Genomic DNA, 22,454 nt, shown 5'->3' on the forward strand with positions numbered 1-22,454 from the left:
TCAAAAAACTACAAATAAATATTTATGTTAGGAGTCTGAGCGCTCGGTTGCATAATTATAGTATGAATAAGTGGAATCACCATGCAATGAAAGCGAGTGCAAATTAACCCATATCCGTAAAAACACTAAGGAAAAAGGAAAACAGAACCACATTTTTGTCAAATGCGATCGTCAATTTATCGCTGATGATGAGTCCCACGCCTTGTTCCAGCGAGACTGTGAAACCCGAATGCCTAAAAATGTATGTCCTATCATTTCCGGTTACAGCGGAATGATGTTCACTGTTTACTGCTGACAGTGAACAGTAAACTCGAATTTACTATTCCGATGCTAACGGATTTGATATCAATGGTATAGGTTTTCGGGCAATTAACGAATCAAGGGATTTCATCACACCACCCTAATAACTTCGGTAAGACTTGTGGGAAATCTCCATTACCAAGGATTGCCAATCATTGTAAAGGCGGCCCAATAATAAGGATGCAAAAGCACTCGATCGCCCCGCGCCGCAATTTCCGGAGGCAAAATTAGACTCATAGAAAGCCCATCGACTCGCAGCATCCCGTCTTGAATCCGCACGCGCCCCTGCAGCATCTCCAATTGCGCCCGCCGCAAAGCCTCCGCTTTAATCATCAAATTGCCACCGCGTCTGGGGGTTCGCAACTGCCGGTAAAACTCCGTCATCAGCCCCAAAGTCCCCTCATCGCTGACTTCCCACAAACTCGCCAAAGCCGATTTAGCACCGCTAGCTACCGCCAAACCCGCAAACCCCAACTCGGCCTCTTCGTCGCCCAAAGCGGTACTGCACGCGCTTAAAACTAACAGATTCACCGGCGGTTCATTCCACCGCAACTGCCGCATTTGATCCAGGCGCAATTTAGTATCCCACAACTGAATGTAAGAATTTTTCGGCTCCCCGGGCTGGAATTCGCTGTGAGTTGCTAAGTGAATGATACCAAAAGGCCGATTTACCCGCTGAGCTTGCAAATTTCCGAGAGTAAAATCTTGATTCAAAAATGATTTTCCGCGATCGGGCGGCGCGATCGACTCTAACTCCACCGGTACCGCTGGTAATGGCGCTTTATCTTCAAATACCGACGCCCCCATTGCCAAAATTTCATCATCCGCAATATTGTCGTAGGCGATATCAGTTAAACTCAGACTCGGCATCACGCTAATGCTGTATTTCTCAACTAAAAAGCCTTTGCCGTCGTGAAGGGCCGCAAACGGCACGCTCCGCAAACCTGCTGCCGGAATTACAATTAAATTGTCAATCTTTAAAGCTGTCAATTCAGCAGCAACTGGCGCAATTAACCACTGATAAAGTTTTTGCGCCGTATCCAAATAACTAAGGCTGCCTCTTTTTCGGGGATTAGTTATTTCGCTTTGCAGGGCGTCGGCTAGTTGCAACACCTGCCAGCGCGTTGTCGCCGGAATTAAAACGCGCTGCGGTTGAGCGTTAGCTGTTACTAACACTAATTCTAAAAGCTCCCCATTAGGAACATCGGAAACTTCTTTGCCATCCGGCAGCAGCCTCTGGGTCAACTTATATTCTAACGGATGAGGAGGCTGGGATGCGAGGTTTTTTCTCACAGGCAGTAGATTAGATAAATCCTGACTGGCTACCAGCACCGAACCATTTTCTTTGGCGGCACCTGCATCCGCTCTGCTGACCCAATTCATATAAATAATGGCCGATTTTATCCCGGTAATTTGTTCATTTTTGCGAAGAGTTTCGTAAATTACCGACATATTACTAATCGGTCTTCTGGCGGGCAAGTCCAGATATTTTTCGTACTCGCGAGTAAAGATTTCCTCAAATGCTAAAACTCCCGAACCTGCCGAATCTAGCCGGCGAGAAGGAGCGAAAATATCCTGGCTATTTTCGGGAGTTTTGTATCGACTTTGCGATCGCAATTCTACTTGCACGGATGCAGGAAGTGACAGCGCCGGATCAGGATTTACGGGGACTACTGGCACTACAGGCGGTGTGGGAATTGGTGCGGGAATTGGTGCGGGAATTGGTGCGGGAATTGGTGCAGGAATTGGTGAGGGAATTGGTGCAGGAGCAGAGGGCGGGCCCGGCGTAACTAGGGAAATCTGATTTGGTAAACTTCCTTGCGTGTAAGTTTGTCTAAAAGAAAAAGTGGGCAAAATGGCGTTTCCCGCGCCAGCATTAATGCTTCCCAGGGTTCCATTGTCGATCGCGCCCCCAACTACAAACGGTCGATCGATACCGCCTCCGTGGCGAATTGCGATCCTCCCCGCCCCCGCACCTCCGGCAGTAGAAATACTCGAAGAATTGCCCGATATATCATTGAAAACATTGTTCGAGCGAAACAAACCGAGGGTTGTCACATCAACGCGGCCACCAGCGCCACCAGGGCCACCTTGAGCATTGATAAAGCCCAACTGAATGTTATCAGTCGCGTTCAGGGAAACGCCTCCGCCGTTGCCGTTTGAAGTGCCGCTGGAGTTGATATCTAGAGCCGAAATACCCGCTTTCGAGGTGACATCAATATTTCCGCCGATCGCCCCCGAAGCGTTCAAAGCTCCCGCAGTTAAAGGCCCAGCATTGGTTTGGAGAGCGATCGCGCCTCCTGTGCCCGCCGATGACGAGTCGATCGCACCCGCAGCAACAGTATTTCCCTCAACCCGAATCCTCCCCCCGTTCGAGGTAATATTACCAGTCCGAACCTCGCCGCTTCCTTGCAGATTCACGCTGCCGCCACCCGTCCTTAAATTACCCTCTAGGAGGACATTTTCTGCCTTGATATCGGCTCCCAAAGCGGCCGTGCTGTCCCCCCCGAAGCTAACAGAATCTCGGGCGTTAACGCTCAAACTGCGCGCTGTAATTGTGGAAGCAGCCGTCACGCTAGCAGCGTCGGCCGAGAGCTGGCCCAACCTCTGAGTTTGACCGACTAGGCCGTCAAAAGTAATGTTGCCGCCAGCGCGCAGCGTCAAATTATTAGCCCGGCCCGGCGTGCTGTCGAGGGTATTGGCAAAAGCAATATTGCCGGTAGTGGTGGTTAGGGCGGCACTGCGATCGACTGTGACGGCACCGTTGAAAGTCATGTCGCCAGATGTCGCAATATTGCCCGATACCCCGGTACTGCCAGCGTTGACAGTCAAACTCGCCAGCGGTGCAGCTTGACCGACTGTAGCGCCGAACAGCACTCGCTGAGCGTCTAGTCTCAGGGCGCGAGATCCGTCTAGGCTACCGGAGAACAGAATGTTGCCCGTAGCTTCCGTGCTCAAAGCCACGTCAGCATTGAGGGAGGCGTTTCCTGTAAAAGTGAGATCGCCGCCGGATGTCGCAATGTTGGCGTTGAGATCGGTTTTGGGCGCGTCGAGAGTCAAGCTAGTGCTGCCGCTTGTTCTCAGGGGATTGTCGATCCTGATTGAGCTGCCTTGAAGTGTCAGCGGGCTGTTGAAGGTAATAGGTGCGACGATCGCGATCGAGCTGCTACCGTTTTCGCGCCCGATCGCGATCGAGCCGAAACCCCCCGCCAAAGCGCCGAGATCCGTTGCCGTCAAGTCTAAAATGCCCAAAATATCGCCGGTGCCACCGATCCGAATTGCTCGGCTATCGTTGGGTTGCAAGCGAATTGTTCCCCCCGCACTGCTGACAGAATTGCTGCCGCCTCTGAAGTCAATGCCGTTAGCAGTGATAGCGATATTGCCGCCGTTAGCATTGAGTCCGCCCAGAGAGATGCTGCTGGCAAAAAAGTTGATGTTGCCACCTTGAGTCTCGATTACATCCTTGGGGTCATTGACAAAAAACACTCCGCCCGATCTAAAAGTTACGGTGTCTCCCGTTCTCGCTTGCAGCGAAAGCTTGTTATCGGGCAAGTCTTGGAGGGTGATGTAGCCCGGGGTATCTAGAACCACGTTGCTGCCGGCGGCCATCTCTTCCAACTGTACTTCTGAGATCGATGTTTCATTGGGTTCTGGTGCCGATTCGAGTTCCCCGCCAGTCGAGCCCCCGCTAGTGTCGCCGTTACCGCTGACGATCGTAATATTTGCCGGATCGAGGAACAAATTGCCGATCGCACCGTTAGTCGCGCGGGTATCGACCCGTCCTTGGAAAGTTAAAGCATTTTTGCCGGAAACTTCTACTTGTCCGCCGTTACCTGCGGCGATGCCCCCGCGAGCACTAATATTGCCGAAGAAGCGAGTTGTATTGTCTGACCAAATTACCGCAGTGCCGCCGTTGCCACGGTCGATCGCGTTTGCTGCGATCGTAGAATCAGGACTAACATAAGTTACCAGTGCGTTCGGCACCGGTTCCATCCCCCGGAAACCGCCTCCGACGCGCACAGTACCTCCGCCGTTCGTCCCGGAAGCATCGATATTTGCGCCGAAGAGTCCAACTTTTTCCCCTAAAATATTGACTGTGCCGCCAGCATTCCCAGAAGGAGCAAATACATTTAAAGAACCCGAGACGATCGCACTTCCCGGAACTGCCGACACTGTTTGGCCGCCAGTCAGTACCAATTGACCTTGTTCGTTAGTCGTTAAACCTGTGGCTGACGCTACGCCGGGACCCGTTAGCAACTGAGGCAAAGAAACCGGGGCGACCGCCGAGTTTTCTGACGGCAAAGACGGAGTAATTTCTAAACTTAATAAATTGCCAACTTGACTGATACGGACTGCATTTTCTCCCTGAACAGCAGCCACAGTAATTTGACCGTTGGGAGCGGATAATTGTCCTGTATTAATCACGGTGCCACCGAGCAAAGTTAAACTTTGCCCGCTGCCAACTGCCAAGTTACCCGCATTGACAATTGCACCCACTTGTGAATTATTAAAATTAAATTGATTGGGATTTCCCAGTAAAGCTTTGTAATCATTAATTCCGGCAGAACTGAACCAGCGATCGCCGAAACCAATACCTGTAGCAGTTGTCGCAAAAAAAGACCCCGGCACGTTTAATCTAGCATTTTGACCGAAGATAATTCCCGCCGGATTCATTAAGAATAAATTTGAGTTGCCACCGCTTACAGAAATCAGACCGTTAATTATGGAAACATTGTCGCCGGAAATCCGCCCTAAAATATTTTGAATATTTGGATTAGTTAAAAAATTAGCTATTTGACCTTCGCTGAGATTAAATTGGCTGAAGCTGTGAAAAAGATTGGCCCCGTTTCCTGACAGTTGCCCGCCGCTAATGTCTGTGCGATTTTGCTCGGACTTAACAACAGTATTCGTGCCGTCAGTCGCAGGAACTACAGGTTGCGATCGCACTGCTAGCGGTAGCAGCCCAAAACCTAATGTCAAAATTAGAGCAGAACGAAAATAGGTCATTGGAGGAAGCTATTAGTCATTAGTCATTATTCATTAGTCATTAAGTAGATCGGCACAAAAAAGCAAGAATATCTTGGCGGGGCGGGTGGAGCCAGTATCTTTACTTGTAAGCAGTTTATTGCTGCACTCACCCACCCTCCCATGTAATGTTTATTTGTAACCACCTACTTAGTCATTAGTCATTAGTCCCAGCAAACAAGGAAAAGCCACTTTCCCATTACCAATTACCAATTCCCGATTACCAATTCTCCATTACTAATTCTAATCTCTTCTCGTTGTGATTTTTTTTGAGCTGTAATGTTCCGCCAAAGTGCCAATAAACTTAAAAAGGTCGATCGCACACCGCCACCGCCGGGGGTCGATCGCACTCCAAAACCACCCGTTGCCAGAATGTCGGAAATTTAACGCAAATTTGGTATTTATCTGTCGCCAGTGTATTGACAAAATCCCCCCAGAGTCCTAGGATTGGAGCACTGATTTGGTGGGACAGCAAAAACCCACACCATAACTGGCTCCTCTAATAAAGTTAAAAACAAAATATTGATGCTTTTAGAGACCAACCATGCAAACCCCAGCTTTCCCATTTCTAACTGAACAAATAGTAGAGCGGATATTTTCGTCAGGCGAACTGACTCGGGATGACAGACAGCGAATTCAGTCAATGCTCTTAAATGAGTCGATCGGCGAAAATGAATTGAGCTTAATTGAAAAAGTGATGGAAGGCGTAGTCAAGGGAATACTTGACGTGATGAATTAGTTGATAACTGGCGCTAACATATCTAAATGTAGGGTGCGCCGAGGCGCACCTTAGCCTAATTTTAAATAAAATCGAAAATCAAAAATCGAAAATTCTGTCACCGTTCTAAAAATCATCATCCGGGCCGTCATCCGGGCTGTCATCCGAACTCTGATCGCGACGCACAAGTTCAGAAGGAGGCCTATCGTTACTCCAGGCCCACCACACGCCATCGCACTGGCAGCGATAAAATTCTTGCCACTTGCGGCGGTTGAACTCGGTGTATACTGGCGATCGGCGATTAATCCAGACCTCAGCGGCATCCGTGCAGCTAGCGCCGCACTTGGGACAGCAAAACTCATTAGCGTGAACCGCCGTCGCAGTCCATTCAGGAGGATGTGGAGCAAAAGCTTCCATGTGTTAGAGTTTCTATCTAAACTGCTGGTAATTACGGCAAATCAAGGCTTGCTAAAGATCCGCAGAGTTCGGAATGACCTAAGCAATGACATCAGTACGCTGTTGAGTGCGTAATTCATCTGCCCGTTATTTTTTTAGCATTTGCCGTCCGATGAATAGTATAACTGATGTGGTGCAAACCGCCGATCGGCATTCTCAAATATTTCAAGGACTAGGCTCATGTCTATCTACAATCTTATCTCGTTTCTGGGCATCTTTGGCCTGTGTGCGATCGCCTGGATTTTTTCAGAAAACCGACAGTCCAAGTATATTCCCTGGCGCGTCATCATCTGGGGCATTGGACTGCAATTAGTCTTAGGATTTTTAGTATTCCTGTTCCCCCCAACTCGCATCGCCCTAGAGTGGTTTACTGGCTTACTGGATGGAGTATTCACCGCTGCTGACGCTGGAGCGAGATTTGTATTCGGGAGCAATGTTGTACCGATACCTGGTAAAACTCCGGCAGTTAATTTAGGATATATTTTTGCCTTTAGAGCTTTACCGACAGTCATCTTTTTTTCTGGCCTCATGGCCTTGCTATACAACATCGGCGTGATTCAAATTATCACCGAACTTTTTGCCAAAATCTTTTATATGACAATGCGGTTGAGCGGCGCAGAAGCCCTCAGCGGCGCTGCTAATATCTTCGTAGGAATTGAAGCAGCAATTGTCGTCAAGCCTTATTTGCCGAAAATGACTCGTTCGGAACTTTGTGCCATCCTCTCTTGCTGTTTTGGGACGGCCGCTTCTTCAACTTTAGCAATTTACGTTAGTTTTCTAAAGCCAGTTTTTCCCAATATTTTAGGGCATTTAGTTTCAGCCTCAATTATCGCCATTCCCGCTTGTTTTGTTCTGTCGAAAATCTTAGTACCAGAAACAGGCGTGCCCCTGACAATGGGTGGCATTCCCAAGGAAGAACCGAAGCCTCAAGGCCGCGAATTTGTGGGCGAAGAAATTTCGGACACGGAGCGCGAAGAATTCAAACAAGAGACTGTTGGGGGAGAACCCATCGAGCGAGTTAGCCCTCTCGATGCAGCGATTATTGGTGCATTGGACGGTGTAAAAATGGCTGTGGCGATCGCCGCTGTTTTGATTTTAATCTTGGGCTTAGTTTCCTTAATCAATCAATTCTTTGGTTGGCTGGCAATTTTGCCCGGCCCAATTGGTGACTTGTTCAAAGTTGTCACCTTAGCCAACATTATGGGAGTCTTATTTTATCCCCTGACGCTATTAACAGGAGTTCCATTAGAGGACTCTTGGCAAGCGTCAGTAATTATCGGTCGCAGGTTGTTAGAAACGGCGATTCCTCCCTATCAAACTCTAGCAGAAGCATCGGCAAACAAACTGGTGAGCGATCGTACAGTTTTAATTGTCAGTTACGCCCTTTCCGGCTTTGCCCACTTAGCCTCCGTCGGCATATTTGTCGGCGGTACGATCGCCCTAATTCCATCCCGCCGCAAAGACATTTCCGAACTCGGTTGGAAAGCATTATTTGTCGGCACTTTAGCGACAATGATGATCGCTTGCATCGCGGGCACCTTCGACACCGGAGACGCCAGCATTTTAGGCGCTAAAACAGCCCCTGCTGCCCCGCTAACAGCCCCTGATTCTCCAAAACCACTGCCATCCCCAACCGCTAATTCAAAGCCGTCAGTTGCCCCAGCGATTGTCAGTCCGAAGCCTTCGGCTAATACCCAAAAAGCTTCTCCCAGAGATCAAGAATCTCCCTCTCCCGCATCCAAGAAAAACCCTTAATTATCTTCTACGGACTTGTAGGGGCGGGTTTTACGAACAATATTTAACTAGCGTCAAAAATCTACAGAAACCCGCCCCCACAGAACCAATAACCTACATCAACTTTGATTTCGATCGCATCAGCTCTTGGGTGGGGGTGGGTTTACGAGATTGTAGGTTTTAGACAATTATTTTCGGTAAAACCAGCCGCTACAAGGCCCTGACCAATATTATTGTTTTTTATCTAGATGCAATTACCAGTTACTAATTACCCCAAAATTTATGAATCCCGATCCAGAAATTCGCCGCCTGTTAGATGTGATGCCCGCTTCCGGCCGCATGACGTGTAAAATTATTAATAAGCCACAACAATCAACGGTAATTGACTGCGATTTTCCTTTTCCTTGGAATCAATCTCGCCCGATTTATATTAATTTTGATTTGTGGCGCCTGCTATCTAAGCCGCAGCGGGATTTACTGCTATTGCGGAATGTAAGTTTTCTGTGCAGTTTTAAGTGGTTTAAACCGGATATTTATCAAGGTGCCGCTCTGGCGGGAATTGTGGGGACTGTTGTAGAATTGTTGCAGGGAGATGCGATCGGCACTGCGATCGCGGGCGGTTTGACGGGACTCGCCATGACTCGAATTTGGCGCGACAACCGCAGTTCCCAAGTAGAGTTAGATGCTGACGAAGGAGCGATTAGAGTAGCGGGAAGGCGCGGTTACAACGAAGCCGAAGCGGCCGGACATTTGCTGGGGGCGATCGATGCTGTGGCGCAAATTGAAGGGCGCAGTTTGGATTTTAATGAGTTGATTCGGTGTCAAAATTTAAGGGCGATATCGGGTATTTCGGCCGTGGGCGTACCCGATAGTGTCAGGCAAGATTAGAAAATACTATTTCACAAACAATCCTGTGTCCGGCAGCCAAAGGACACAACAGTGTTGTGTCCCTACTATCCAGGCGCTATATCTGCTACTCAACTCTTTCCCTGACAATCCGAATACTCTCCCATGCTGGTATCCGACCCGCTTGTCGCTCATCTAGTAATACCAAGTAAACATAAAGTGGGTATATTTCATTGAGCTTCTGTAGATACTTACGGCTAATAGCTTCACTTTCTTGACGGCTTAAATTAATTGTATTGAGCGCCGTTTTATTTTTGGGTATTGCCTCATAAGCTGCTGACAAGAAATGATAGATAACAATAACAGGAAGCAGAGAGAAGTATAAAAGTAGGAAATCACTAGCTTTGCCTGCTTCAATTGCTTTAAATTGACCTTCGAGGACGCGATTGAGGTCGCGGAGGTCGCGCTTGACGACGCGGTTGACGACGCGGTAGAGGTCGAGGTTGACGACGCGGTTGAGGACGCGGTAGAGGTCGAGGTAGAGGTCGCCGTAGAAGACGCGGTTGAGGACGCGGTAGAGGTCACGGTTGAGGTCGCGGTTGAGGACGCGGTTGAGGTCGAGGTTGAGGTCGCGGTAGAGGTCGCGGTAGAGGTCGAGGTAGAGGTCGCGGTAGAGGTCGCCGTCGTCGAGGTTGAGGTCGCGGTAGAGGTTGCGGTAGAGGTCGCGGTAGAGGTCGCGGTAGAGGTCGCCGTCGTCGAGGTTGAGGTCGCCGTCGTCGAGGTTGAGGTCGCTGTTGAGGTCGAGGTTGAGGTCGCGGTTGAGAACCAAAACCTCAGCTAATTTCTGTTCCCAAGTTTGCTGCTGTCCAGTTTCTATTCCTGCAAGGATTCGCTGTTCTCCATCAAAACACCAGCATCCTACTTGTTTTTCTGTCACTGGATACTCCTCTACTTCAGCTAAAGTGGGCAGTCTGTACTTAAATCCCAATACAGATTGCTGCTGAGTTAACCATTCACAAAACTCCTTTGCATCGATCGACCTTACTCCAGTAATGGGTTTTTGAGCATCTCCTGGCGGAAATCTGTAACTTGTCCAATAGCCAGGTTGGCGATGTTCACCCGCTTTCAGCTTTTCATCAATAAAAAGCTGATATTCGGCGCAGGTGATGTAACTCCTGTCAATTTCGACATTCTCATCAATCTGCAGTAGATTTTGCAGACGCCTGGATAACAAAACATTAGCTGCTAAGGTGAATCTTTCTGTCATCGACTTTCCAAATCTGCGTTTAACCTTTGCTCCAGTTGTTGCCGAACGTCTGGATTTACACTCAACCCCTCGTCCAAACAATCATAGGCGAGTGCCACTACCTCAACCGATGGAGATGGCATCATCAAGACTGCACGAATCAGATTGCTAGCATTACTCTGCGCTGCATAAAGGCGGATAGTTTCCGCCCACCATGATTGGTTAATATTTCCGATTAACAAATTCTCTTGGTTCGATTCCTTAATCTGAACCGCTGCTAAATATTCCTGGAAACTCAAGTGAGCAAATTCATAAACGCCTACTTCTTTTTCCACTAACAACCCACTCACATCCCGAACTTGCTGAATAAATTCCTCTGGATTCGCCCCACTGCCTGCTACATCTGCCAATTTGTCTGTAATCCAATCAATTCCATCGGATAGGTTGAACTCACGAGTTTTCTGCTGCATTAATTCAAATGCCAGCACTTGCAGAACAGATTGCTTTTGCGTCGCTGTTAGCGCATCCGCAATATTTTTAGCTCTTTGTCGCCTTTCTAGTAAAACCTGGCAAATTTCTTTGTAAAGTTCTACCCGTTTTCCTGGCAAGGCACTACCGCGACGGTGAACTGTGGCAATCATTGTTAGCAGCAAAGGATTCACCGCCATGTCCGCCAGAGGTTTGCTATTTTTAATCCGCTCAATTAAATCATCTGCTTGTTGTTTAGCGTCTGCCTGCACTCCCGCATCATCTTGTCCAGCGTGACTTATCACCTCTGTTTCCAAATACCAGCTATGAATAAACAGTTGCATCTGTTTCAGGCTAAATGGTTGCACTTCTAAGACAGTCACATATTGTTGCAACCGCGCAGTTTTATAGCCAAAAGGTCGAGAGGTTAAGATAAAAGCCGTATCCGGGTAGGTCTGCATCTGTTCGTCTACCCAACGACTTACTTGCTGGCGCTGGGTTTCATCTGCCACTTCATCCAATCCATCTAACATTACCAAACATTGGTTTTGACGTATTTTTTCGGCAAACCACTTAGGCGGTGGATTCTCCAGTTGATATTTTTGCTGCTGCTGCTGTACCTGCTGAGTAATTAACTCTGCCAGAGTGAGTTGATTATTATTCACAATTTCCTGACGCACATCTCCGAGATACAACAATATCGGAATCAGTTTCGGCGCTTTCGGATGCGCTTTCCGCTGTTGCTTTGTGGCATAACTCTGCGTTAAATATCTCAAAAGGGTAGTTTTCCCGCAACCGGGTGCGCCCAAAACTGCCATGCGCCGAAATGCCGGATGCTTATCTATTTCTGCTAAAAAATTCCAAATTTGTATTTCATTTGAGTTATTTCTTTCATCCTTGAGTGGCTGAACCATTTCGGGCCTTATATTCGCTGCCTCTGTTGCAGCAATTTTGAGTGGCACAAATACCTTTTGCAACTTCAGGGTTCGGTCTCTATCCAATCCCTGTGTTTGATAGTCCCGACATATATAAGTCAAACCCTGGTAATATTGCCGCTGAAAAGGTGAGGTTGAATCTTCAATTTTATTCCAAATCCAGTTTGCAAAACTATGTGCAAGTTGCTGTCTCTTTCCCCTAAAATTCGGTGCAAGTTGGTTAGTAACTGGGATGAGAAACTTGATTGCCTGGATAAACAACATCAAAATTACAGTCACAACCAAAGCCAAAAACGCTGCTGTCCATTCGCGCCTCTGTATGAAATACAACATTACCGCCAGTCCCAAACCGGGCGGCAACCATACCAACCTGTTCTGCCATTGTCTCGGTAAAAACAGTACAGGCGGGAGCACAGCCCCCAAACCAAAGAGAATGAGAGATGTATAAAAAACTGCTGAGTTGAATTCGGCGGCTACCTGGTTCCCCTTCAAGAGTCCGAAAAGGATGCCACCTCCCAGCAGGGGTAAAAAACCAACAAGCCAATTTTGATTTGCAGGCGGTGCACTCGGCTGAGACTGACTGGATATAGCACCGAGGATAAAAAGTGCCAATAGACACCCTACTGTCAGTAAGATTATTATAGGGTCTTCAATTTTTAAGTCCTGTTTACCGGGCAGTTGGTTGATCAGCCAACCCAAGAAACCATTACTGAGTATCAATAGCAATGGTATCAGCCAATTTTGTATAAATCTGGACATACGCGATCGCATTTAAAAGCCTGTTGTTTCCCATTTTACGCATCTGATCGGTGATTATCAGGAAGCTTCGTTAATGCACTGATTTCAATCGAAAGTGCGATCGGCCCATCCATCCCCTAAAACTTACCTATGAGCTAGAACAATGATAAACTTGATATTCATACCCATCCACCGCAGGCAAATCGCGCGATTCAACCTGACATTTTTGTGCTTCTAGATTGACAGGTGCGCGAAAATTAACCAACCACAAATCAAGCGGACGTTCTAATTGACTGAGTGTTTTGTCAAGTGTTCCTGCAGCAATTTCCGGCGCATCCCTTCTCTGATTAGCCAAAAGAAACAGCGGAGAATCAAAGGCTTTAACTTCTTCTTTCTTCCTAACATCCGTTACATCCGCTACAAAATCCGTGGTCGAACTTCTTTCCCATTCCCACCCTATCCCCATCAACTCTCCTATTTCTACATGAGTCTTTTGAGTAGTGGCAATTAACACGGGAACTTTCGATACTTGGCTGATAATCGGAATTAAAAGGTCTGGTTTGTAATATTTGCGATAGCCGAGATTGGAATTTACTGTGACACCGCTAAAAAAACCCATTGCTAAAATTAGCACCACTGCTTTTTTGCCCGGAACTTCGATCGCCCGTAAATTAAACCATTGACTTTTTGCTGTAGGTGTGTTAGAAATAACCGCCAAGATTGCTCCTAAAAGCAATATCACCCCCGGAAAGTAGACGAAATTGTATCGTGCGCCGCGAGTTAGGTCAATCCCTAGAATATATGCAAAGCTGAAAAATAGGAAAATTGCTCCTAGCACAAATCCGCCGAAAATAACAGTACCTAAACGAGTATCTGGCGTTGTTAAGGAATTTTTAAGAGCGCTAAACAAGATGGGAAGCACCAATATAAAAAATATTGTCATGGCGATCGCCGATGCAACTACTACTGCCAAATTTGGCGATTCCACCGGCAGCAGAGACATGACTGTGATCCATCCAGCTAAAGCTTGAAAAATCGGCGCGATCCAATCTAAGAATGTGCGATCGCCACTGACAATCCAATTAGTTAGTTCGCTGCCGTATTTATTTGACAAAAATACCGGCAGCCAAACTAAACCGCCTGCTAAAGTGCCGATCGCTACTGCGAAAAGCCGCCAGAGGATTTGAAATTGCCAAATATTAGGCTGCTGGCTGTTGTCAATTGGCAACTTTCCATTAAACTGCTGCCAAATTACAGCAATTAATGCTATTGCTTCCGCACACAAAGTCAGTGCAAAAAAGTAGTGAGCAGCAATTCCCAAACAGTTAACAACTACCCAAAGCAGCACCGCCCAAATAGGCAGGGGAGCGCGCTGTTGTAGCTTTTTTGCAGCTAATGCGAGGCAAAAAAGAGAGGCAATAACTAATAAGATTCCTAAAGTATAATGGCGAGCTTCTTGAGCCAGATAAATGCCGTAGGGAGAAACTGCCATCATCGCGGCCGCACATTGACCGACTAAACGAGAACTAAAAGCAAATTTGCCCAAAAAGTAAATAGCTGGAACTGAAATCACGCCCAATAATGCAGGAAGAGCTCGCCCAATCCAAACTAAACTATCCTCGGTCGGCCCAAACAGTCGCATCCACCAGTGGGCGAGCATAAAATACACTGGTGGATGATTGCTTTCTAGCAGCAAATGGTTTAGGACATCTGCAATGCCAGCACCGGAACCCAATTGTAGCGGTTCTAATAATGTAGAAAGGTCGATCGCGCGATCGATAGGTACACCGCGAAAACTGTTGCCCAAACTAAACACTAGAGTGGAAAACTCATCCGTCCACAGCGGTTTCGAGTCCAAATTGGCAAAGCGCAAAATAAAAGCGATCGCCGTCCACAGAAATAGCAATAACAGTTGTTTATTCTTAATCATTAATTCAGTAATTTAAAGGCCTAGCGAAGAAGATCCATTAGTCATTAGTCATTAGCCATCACTCATTTTATTAATTACCAATCACCAATTACCAATTACCAATTACGCATTACCTACTTCACGTCCGTCACCCGCCAACTCAGCTTCATATTGATCCAGAAATTCCACAGAGTCACAGTCGCGATCGCAATTAAGTTAGCCAAATATTTATTCATTCCCAAAATATTAAACATCAAATTAACCAGCAGCACATTCAAAATCAAACCCATCAAGCAAATCGTATTAAATTTCAACAGGCGTTTCAATCGCTGGCGCGATCCGGGCTGCCGCTTAGAAATATCCCCAAAAGTCCACAAATCATTCCACAAAAAGTTACTGATAATTGCCAATTCACCAGCAACGATCAGACTGCGAGTCAGCCCCAAACCGAGGATATCGAACAGGACATACAAAACCCCCATATTCACAAACACGCCGCTGAAACCCACGATGCCAAACCGCAGAAACTTACCCATCGGCCACCGGGCAAACCGCAACCTCAGCAAATGTTGCAAATACTCAATATACTGTTTCCAAGTAACTTTGCTATCACCTTCTTGCCGCTCCTGAAACACGTAACCAACTTCTCCAATCCAGCGGATATCGCCTCTGCCGAGCACTTCAATCAATATTTTGTAACCAGCAGGATTCATGGTTTTGCCCGCTATGCAACTGCGACGCACCATAAAATACCCGCTCATCGGATCGGAAACTCTGCCCACCACTCCCGGCAGGATCACTAACCCCACGGTTTGAGCGCCCCGTGATAAAAATCGCCTGACAAGGCTCCAGTCGCTCACGCCACCCTCGCCAACGTGGCGGCTCGCAGCGGCCAAATCGGCTCCCCGCTGAATTTCTGCTAAAAGCTGCAACAGCGTCTCCGGGGGATGCTGCAAGTCGGCATCGATGACGCCCAAAACCTCGCCCCGAGCGGCCTGCCACCCGCGAATTACCGCTGTGGAAAGTCCCCGCTCGTCTTCCCGGCGCATCACCCGCAATTGCGGATATTCCGGTGTCAGGGACAGGGCGACTTCCCAGGTGCGATCGGGGCTGTCGTCATCGACTACAATTAATTCGTAGTTGCCGGGAAGGATACCATCGAGCAATTGGCTCAATTTTTCCACAATACTCTGGATATTCGTGCGCTCGTTGTAGGTGGGAATTACCAGGGAAAAATAAATTGGCGGTGTGCGTGCGTGTACAAAAGTTGAACCGAAAGTCTGTATAGCAGGAATCTGCAAAGACCCCGACGGCACTGGCAAGACCTGATTTGGTTGGTAGCTGCCCATAATTTCAGTGTTCAGAAAGTCAAGAATATTTTGCTAGCACTTGAGATTGTAAAATATCGTTCCTCCATAATTGATTAGTTAAGATATAAAAATGTCTTAATTCTAGTTAGTAATTCTGTAATTGAGTTAAAAAGAAAACTGTGGATGCAATTCTCGATCGAGCTTTACAAGGTTATAACATCTCTGCTGCAGAAGCCTTGGTACTTTTGCAGCAAAGATATCCAGACGCGCGAGCTTCTATTCAAACAACCGCTGACTTGCTCCGCCGCCAACAATCAGGGGATACTGTCACCTACGTTATCAATCGGAATATTAACTTTACTAACATTTGCGAGCAGCATTGCAGTTTTTGTGCATTCCGCCGCGACGAGGGAGATGAGGGCGCTTTTTGGTTAGATGCAGCTCAAATTCAGGAAAAGGCAACTGATGCAGTGCAGCGGGGTGCAACGGAAATTTGTATGCAGGGGGGCTTAAATCTTCAAGCTAAGCTCAACGGCGCATTTTTACCTTATTATCTGCAATTGGTGAAAACTATTAAGGATAAGTTTCCTCACTTGCACTTGCACGCTTTTTCGCCGCAAGAAATAGAATTTATTGCCAGAGGAGATAATCTTAGTTTCAGCTATGTAATTTCGGCTTTGCAGGATGCGGGAGTGGATTCGATGCCGGGAACCGCGGCGGAAGTTCTCGACGATTCTGTGCGACGGGTAATTTGCCCGGAAAAACTAAATTCGGCAACTTGGCTGGAAATTGTGGGAACGGCTCACCGTCTGGGTTTGCCGACAACGAGTACGATGCTTTGCGGGCATATTGAGACGGCCCAACAGCAGGTTTTGCATTTAGAAAAAGTGCGATCGCTCCAACAAACTGCGATCGACCAAAACTATCGGGCACGCATCACAGAATTTATTTTACTACCATTTGTCGGACAGGAAGCACCTGCTCCTTTGCGGAGTCGAGTCGGCCGCGACCAACCAGTTTTAGCAGATACATTGTTACTCACCGCTGTATCGAGAATCTTCTTGGGAAATTTGATTTCCAATCACCAGCCGAGTTGGGTGAAATTAGGTTTAGATGGAGCTATAGAAGCGCTGAAATGGGGCTGCAACGACATCGGCGGTACATTGATGGAAGAGCACATTACAACGATGGCCGGTGCGGTTGGCGGCAGTTGTCAATCTGTCGAAGATTTGCAAAATGCGATTAGTTCTTTGGGGCGGGATTATCAACAAAGAGATACAATTTATCGACCTTTAGGGGTTGACAATTTGGCAGTAAATGTGTGATTTTTGGGATGCGAAGTGCGAAGTGCGTAACGTGTCCTACGAGTTTAGCCGATCGCACTTTCAAATTCTTCTAGCGCTTGGCAACTTCCTACCTGCAAAGCACGTTCCACTGTAGCCGGAATCAGTTGGGCGATCGCGATTTCTGGAAAATTCGGACTCATATCGGATTCTACATACTCTCCATCTTGCAGCAAATAAATGCGAAGTCTGCCGCTGTCATAAACCCATACTTCTGGAACTCCAATAATTTTATAGGCATCGATCTTAGTTTTAGAAGTAACGTCCGTCTCAATTGCTAAATCGGGCGGCGGATCGTCCGATAAAAGTCGGCGGCGGCCAATCATCCGCTGATAATTTAGAATATAAAAACAAGCATCAGGTTCAACTCCTGCTGCACCTTCCCGCTTGAAAGTAGTAGAACCAAAGGGTTCATATCTTCTGCCCGCTGACTTGAGTAATTTTTTTACCATATCGGAAATTAAATCTTTCGGAATTTCCCGATCTAGTAAGGGAACCATAATTTCTAAGGTACTGTTGCTGTAGGCAATTCTAGTTCTTCGTTTTTCCCCTAATTCCTGCAAAATCGACTCGAATTCCAGCCAAGTTATATTGGGAATAGTTATGACACTACCGGGAGTAAGCTCGATCTGACTAACAGGTTTGAGCACGGGGGTGATAACAATCATAAGCTGAATTGCGAGCTAGTTGTTAAGTTTGTGCCAAGGGCAGGCAGGATGCCTACCCCACAAGAGTTTTTGGATATATCTGTTGAGTTTAGCACGGGCAACGAGAAGAGATTCGCGATCGCACTTTTGACTCAATTCTAGAAAGAGCGATCGCACATTTAGACTTCATTGCAACCGGATTAATTTGACTAACAAACTCATGATTTCTCCCTGATCCGGTGTAATAATGATGCGATTGTCGGGAATGGCGATCGGATGAGTCCAACGAACAGCTTCCTCGTAGCGCAATGCGTGCAGTTGGTGGATAGTTCGCCGTACCCCCAGCGGCGAACCGATGATCACGTGACGGACTGCTTCGCGATCTGCCTCAAAGGTTTGGTTGGTTAAAACATTGGGCGATGTTTGGTTCGATGATGAATCTTGCAACATAGCTTTGACTAATAATTTTGGATAGGTTTGATGCTTTGTAACGGTAAAACCGCGTACAATTTCTAATTAAAAAAAAGACCGCTATTCCCGTAAAGCACAATTTGTTAAAACAATACTATCTGAGGTTTCTGTATTTGCCTAGAGCAAATCAATTTAGGGTAAGCGTAAATCAATTTAGGGTAAGCGTAAATCAATTTAGGGTAAGCGTAAATCAATTTACGGTCAGGGTCAATTAGCTTATGGAAATGTTTAAAAAATTCGAGCGATCGCGCCACTAAAGAGACTCCGAGTTAAGCGGTTTATGACTCAAAAACAGCTAGGAAAAGCACTTGGAGTTACGGAAATGACGGTAAGCAACTGGGAATCCGGGCGATCGGTACCGAAGCTAACGCCTGTTCAATACAAGAAGTTGCTAGAGATTCTGCAAATTACCTCTGCTGAATTACCAGATCAATTTGGTTTTCCTAGCGATGCTGATAAATAGAAAATGGAATATTATAATTGAGGCGTTTTATTTAAACGAACTCATACAATGTTTTGAAAAAAAAAGGAATATGAGACTTAACATCGCTACTTTGCTCTGAATAAAATCTCCCAATTTCTAACGAGAGTTGCTCTCTAAATACCCAATCTTCCCGGCTAAAGTCACCGGATGGCTTAATTTGATGCCAATAATCCTTAGCTTTTTTAATTGTCAGCAAAACTGCGATCGACTGATTCCTATGCGTTTCATCTACAGCATTTTGAAACCGCTCTTTCCACGAAGCCTGAAATGCTTGAACTTCAGTACAATTCAATCCCGAATAGTAACTAATGCGCTCGAAGGCTCTCTGTAGGTTATTCTGTAAATCCAAGTCAGTACAAATTGCCTCAGCCATATCCAGATAAATATTTGCGAGTACCGCAGGATTTCCCTGATAAATCGGCTCGTTACAACAATTGTCAAATATTGGTTGAAGTTCAGGTGTCAGAAAATATGCTTCTTTATGAATCAAACCTGTAATCCAGATCCGGTGCTGTGCTGCGTTTTGCTCTTTCACCTCCGATTTTTCGTAAAGATTCCGAAAAATTGCTTCTGTGTCTGTAAAAATATAATTGTCGATCGTTTGGAGTTGCAAATCTAAATCTATCATTGCAAAAAGTCGATCGGGATCTAAATATGAGTTAGCACTATCCTGTTTATGTAATGTTAAAAGAGTAAAGTAGGTGTCTAATACATCTTTGCGATCGCCACAGTTGAAAAATTCCGGTAACTTCTGTCTCCACCATGTCGGAACGCAAGCCTTATAAAAGTTTGCATCTGGCATTTGCTCCATTGCTTTATAAGCTTGAGGTGACTCTCTACCCTGCGTCTCCCGAATATCACCTTCGCACAATACCACAATTTTGTTTTTAATTCGGCGAGATTGAAGAATTGCCTCACAATGTTTTTTTAGCTGTTCTGGATTAAGACTCATTTGTAATATTATATTCTTGTTTAATCAGTTTTGGCTCTATTTCTTTAACATGAGCGGGTGTCAGAGCTTCACACAATGCGTAGGAGTGAGTTGCCAGAATATATTGATTGCTGGGAACCCACTCTTTGAGGTCTGATATAATTTGATATTGCCAATCTGGATGAAAAGCAATTTCAACTTCATCCATCAACACAATAGCATTTTTTATGTTGCGGGACTTGAGCCATATATAAATGCTAAGTCTTTTTAGTTCGCCGTGACTTAAATCTTCTGGATATAGTTCTATAGTTTCACCATTCTTATACAATTGAAAGTTGACTCCCGAAAAATCTTCATTTAAATTTATCCTTTTATTTGATAACATCAAATTTAAATCACTAATTAGAGTTTGATAGCTCTTCCCGTAGTTACCTGTTTTAATCGCTTCTCTGAAGTCGCGATCGCGAGCATCTTTAAATGATTTAATAAGTAGCTTTACAGCAAGGAAGTCATAGGTAAACAAGCCATTTAATTTAGATCTTGCAGATTCGAGGATCGCGTAATAATTCTTATCTTCCTTACTTGAGTTGCTAAATAATAGTTTTCTAGAAGCCAGCGGAAGAAATAGAAAAACTTGGGTTGATGGAGCTGCTAGAAAAATTTTATGCGACAGTTTGTCTAAAAATAATTTTGCTTCATCCTTTTTTAGAATATTAAAACAACATAGTAACTCTGTATTTGGTTCTTGATTATTATTAGATTGTTTAGCGCTTGAATAACTACATATATGTATCAAGTTTTCTGGTTGTATCTCTTCCAATAAAAAATCTTCAATAACAGAATATTTCCCACAATAGAATTCAAGTTTAACTATTTTTTCTCCCTCCAAAATGTCAATGAGGGCTAAGACTCTTTTTTCTTCCCCATCAGCAACTTTAAAGCCCTGAAGCAGATTTTGTAAAAACGGTTTTTTAGCGTCATCAACCGAACAGTGTAACAATACAAAAATCAACTGCAACAGCGTACTTTTACCGCCACCATTTTGACTACCCAGGGGAAAAATCTTAGGAACAAAATCCTTTTCAAAAGTGATGTCAATGTCCTTTAAACCGCGAAAATCAGGAACTTGAACTCGTAGCAAGTGCATAATAAACTCCTGGTGTTGGGTTGCATTTTTTATTTAAACCCTGAGCCACAATCATTTTAGATTATAACTCACATCTTTTACTATTTTCATGAACAGGCTTTCCGGCCTGTACCACAACATATTAAATTAATGCTTTTTCGCTGATTCCGGCAGTCCGCCAGGGGTTGAAACCCCTGTCTCAAAGCTAAAGTCCTCTGAAGAGGACTGAAGAACTCATTAGTCCTCTTCAGAGGACTTTAGCTATTAGCCAGGGAATTCATTCCCTGGCGGGCTGGCCGGCTTTCCGTTTAAGCAAGAGATGAGATTAAACCTTAAACTTCTCCACAATCCGTCTCATCGCTTCTTCCACATTCTCCCGACTATTAAACGCCGAAATGCGGAAATAACTCTCACCCGCCGCACCAAAACCAGAACCCGGAGTTCCCACCACATTGCAAGTTTCCAGCAACTTCTGAAAGAAATCCCAACTCGACAAACCGTGAGGCGTTTTTACCCACACATAAGGCGCATTTTCGCCACCAAAAACCTGGATTCCCGCCGCTGTCAATTTCTCGCGAATAATCGCAGCATTTTCCATGTAAAAATTGACTAAAGCCTGAATTTGTGCCTTGCCTGCCTCAGAATAAACCGCCTCAGCACCGCGCTGCACGATGTAAGAAACACCGTTAAACTTAGTAGATTGGCGGCGGTTCCACAGCTTCCAAATTTCGACATCGGAACCATCTGCTGCTTTTCCAGTCAAAGTCTTCGGTACAACTGTTAGCGCACAGCGAGTACCCGTAAAACCAGCATTTTTGGAAAAAGAACGAAATTCGATCGCACAATCCCGCGCCCCTTCAATTTCGTAGATAGAATGCGGTAAACTCGGATCGGTAATATACGCTTCGTAAGCCGCATCGAAGAAAATAATCGAACCGTTAGCTTTAGCATAATTTACCCAAGCTTGCAAGTGTTCCTTAGTTGCAGTTGCCCCCGTCGGGTTATTCGGAAAACACAAGTAAATTAAATCGACTTTTTTGTCTGTGGGAATTTCCGCAGTAAAATTGTTTTCCGCTGTAATTGGCAAGTAAACTAAGCCGCCGTATTCGCCATTTTCGTTCACATCTCCCGTGTGTCCAGCCATCACGTTAGTGTCTACATACACCGGATAAACAGGATCGGTAACTGCGATCGTGTTATTGTTGCCAAAGATATCGAGAATATTGCCACAATCGCACTTAGAACCATCCGAAATAAAGATTTCCGAAGCATCAACATCGCATCCCCGCGACTTGAAATCGTGCTCGGCAATTTTCTCCCGCAGCCACTCATAACCTTGTTCCGGGCCGTATCCTTTAAAGCTATCCCGCGAGCCCATGTCTTCCACCGCCTTCACCATCGCTTGGCGACAAGCTTCCGGTAGTGGTTCAGTCACGTCGCCAATCCCCAGCCGAATGATAGGCGCTTCGGGATTCGCCTCTGCAAAGGCTTTCACCCTGCGCCCAATCTCGGGAAACAGGTAGCCAGCTTTGAGTTTGAGGTAGTTGTCGTTGATAGTTGCCATAGTTCGATCGCTACAAATGTCGTAAAATAGCTTACTCCCAATTGTCTCTCTCAGGCAGCAGCAAGTTCGGCAACCAGCAGTGTACGGTATTTAACGGATGTAACCGATGGATGTTGGGCCAAGACAAAGATTTTCCCCACTCGAACACTCGAACACTCCGCCAATCCGCCATTACAGGCAATCTGCGTACTTGCTCAACAGCC

Annotated in this window: 16 protein-coding genes; 5 read left to right on the top strand and 11 right to left on the bottom strand. The window is 46.0% G+C overall.

Features of this window, described 5'->3' with window-relative positions; genetic code table 11:
• Nucleotides 1-435: 435 nt before the first annotated feature.
• Nucleotides 436-5,307: a CHAT domain-containing protein gene (locus QUB33_RS02845; protein ID WP_333346950.1), complete on the bottom strand. Its 4,872-nt coding sequence runs from the start codon at nucleotides 5,305-5,307 to the stop codon at nucleotides 436-438.
• A gap of 562 nt (nucleotides 5,308-5,869) precedes the next feature.
• Here QUB33_RS02845 and QUB33_RS02850 point away from each other — a divergent pair.
• Nucleotides 5,870-6,064, top strand: a complete 195-nt coding sequence (locus tag QUB33_RS02850) for a hypothetical protein (protein WP_190661768.1) — start codon at nucleotides 5,870-5,872, stop codon at nucleotides 6,062-6,064.
• A gap of 105 nt (nucleotides 6,065-6,169) precedes the next feature.
• On the opposite strand, the gene QUB33_RS02855 is transcribed toward QUB33_RS02850, so the two are convergent.
• Complete coding sequence (locus QUB33_RS02855) at nucleotides 6,170-6,460, bottom strand: hypothetical protein (protein ID WP_190661770.1); 291 nt, start codon at nucleotides 6,458-6,460, stop codon at nucleotides 6,170-6,172.
• 219 nt (nucleotides 6,461-6,679) lie between these two features.
• Between QUB33_RS02855 and QUB33_RS02860 the strand changes: the two genes are divergently transcribed.
• Both QUB33_RS02860 and QUB33_RS02865 read left to right on the top strand, forming a co-directional pair.
• A complete protein-coding gene (locus QUB33_RS02860) occupies nucleotides 6,680-8,254 on the top strand; it encodes a nucleoside transporter C-terminal domain-containing protein (protein ID WP_333346953.1) in 1,575 nt (524 codons plus the stop codon).
• A gap of 261 nt (nucleotides 8,255-8,515) precedes the next feature.
• On the top strand, nucleotides 8,516-9,121 hold the full coding sequence (locus QUB33_RS02865) for a DUF3318 domain-containing protein (RefSeq protein WP_333346958.1): 606 nt from the start codon (nucleotides 8,516-8,518) through the stop codon (nucleotides 9,119-9,121).
• Nucleotides 9,122-9,206: 85 nt separating this feature from the next.
• Here the strand turns inward: QUB33_RS02865 and QUB33_RS02870 are convergent, their stop codons facing one another.
• The 4 genes from QUB33_RS02870 to QUB33_RS02885 all read right to left on the bottom strand — a co-directional run bounded on the left by QUB33_RS02870 (nucleotide 9,207) and on the right by QUB33_RS02885 (nucleotide 15,724).
• Nucleotides 9,207-10,346, bottom strand: a complete 1,140-nt coding sequence (locus tag QUB33_RS02870) for an SUMF1/EgtB/PvdO family nonheme iron enzyme (protein ID WP_333346961.1) — start codon at nucleotides 10,344-10,346, stop codon at nucleotides 9,207-9,209.
• Complete coding sequence (locus QUB33_RS02875; RefSeq protein ID WP_333346964.1) at nucleotides 10,343-12,340, bottom strand: NACHT domain-containing protein; 1,998 nt, start codon at nucleotides 12,338-12,340, stop codon at nucleotides 10,343-10,345. The genes QUB33_RS02870 and QUB33_RS02875 overlap by 4 nt, the downstream gene beginning before the upstream one ends.
• A 274-nt stretch (nucleotides 12,341-12,614) precedes the next feature.
• Nucleotides 12,615-14,396: a glycosyltransferase family 39 protein gene (locus QUB33_RS02880; protein WP_333346968.1), complete on the bottom strand. Its 1,782-nt coding sequence runs from the start codon at nucleotides 14,394-14,396 to the stop codon at nucleotides 12,615-12,617.
• 113 nt (nucleotides 14,397-14,509) lie between these two features.
• Nucleotides 14,510-15,724 carry a glycosyltransferase gene (locus QUB33_RS02885; protein WP_333346971.1) on the bottom strand — a complete coding sequence of 405 codons (1,215 nt, stop codon included), beginning with the start codon at nucleotides 15,722-15,724 and terminating at the stop codon, nucleotides 14,510-14,512.
• A gap of 140 nt (nucleotides 15,725-15,864) precedes the next feature.
• On the opposite strand from QUB33_RS02885, the gene cofH reads away from it, so the two are divergent.
• Nucleotides 15,865-17,010, top strand: a complete 1,146-nt coding sequence (gene cofH / locus QUB33_RS02890; RefSeq protein ID WP_333346975.1) for a 7,8-didemethyl-8-hydroxy-5-deazariboflavin synthase subunit CofH — start codon at nucleotides 15,865-15,867, stop codon at nucleotides 17,008-17,010.
• A gap of 44 nt (nucleotides 17,011-17,054) precedes the next feature.
• Here the strand turns inward: cofH and QUB33_RS02895 are convergent, their stop codons facing one another.
• Together QUB33_RS02895 and QUB33_RS02900 are read right to left on the bottom strand one after the other, a co-directional pair.
• Complete coding sequence (locus QUB33_RS02895; protein WP_333346978.1) at nucleotides 17,055-17,696, bottom strand: Uma2 family endonuclease; 642 nt, start codon at nucleotides 17,694-17,696, stop codon at nucleotides 17,055-17,057.
• A gap of 165 nt (nucleotides 17,697-17,861) precedes the next feature.
• Nucleotides 17,862-18,125: a hypothetical protein gene (locus QUB33_RS02900; protein WP_190731698.1), complete on the bottom strand. Its 264-nt coding sequence runs from the start codon at nucleotides 18,123-18,125 to the stop codon at nucleotides 17,862-17,864.
• A 265-nt stretch (nucleotides 18,126-18,390) separates the two neighbouring features.
• Between QUB33_RS02900 and QUB33_RS02905 the strand changes: the two genes are divergently transcribed.
• Complete coding sequence (locus QUB33_RS02905) at nucleotides 18,391-18,609, top strand: helix-turn-helix transcriptional regulator (protein WP_445299499.1); 219 nt, start codon at nucleotides 18,391-18,393, stop codon at nucleotides 18,607-18,609.
• 31 nt (nucleotides 18,610-18,640) lie between these two features.
• Here the strand turns inward: QUB33_RS02905 and QUB33_RS02910 are convergent, their stop codons facing one another.
• The 3 genes from QUB33_RS02910 to QUB33_RS02920 form a co-directional block, all read right to left on the bottom strand.
• The gene (locus QUB33_RS02910; protein ID WP_333346984.1) at nucleotides 18,641-19,582 is read right to left on the bottom strand and encodes a hypothetical protein; all 942 of its coding nucleotides are present in this window, start codon (nucleotides 19,580-19,582) and stop codon (nucleotides 18,641-18,643) included.
• Complete coding sequence (locus tag QUB33_RS02915) at nucleotides 19,572-20,708, bottom strand: AAA family ATPase (protein WP_333346987.1); 1,137 nt, start codon at nucleotides 20,706-20,708, stop codon at nucleotides 19,572-19,574. Before QUB33_RS02915 ends, QUB33_RS02910 begins: the two co-directional genes overlap by 11 nt.
• A gap of 304 nt (nucleotides 20,709-21,012) precedes the next feature.
• The gene (locus QUB33_RS02920) at nucleotides 21,013-22,251 is read right to left on the bottom strand and encodes an LL-diaminopimelate aminotransferase (RefSeq protein WP_333346990.1); all 1,239 of its coding nucleotides are present in this window, start codon (nucleotides 22,249-22,251) and stop codon (nucleotides 21,013-21,015) included.
• Between the last annotated feature and the right edge of the window lie 203 nt (nucleotides 22,252-22,454).

It is taken from the genome of Microcoleus sp. B3-A4 (genome assembly GCF_036705385.1).
In the GTDB taxonomy this organism is placed as follows: Bacteria; Cyanobacteriota; Cyanobacteriia; order Cyanobacteriales; family Microcoleaceae; genus Microcoleus.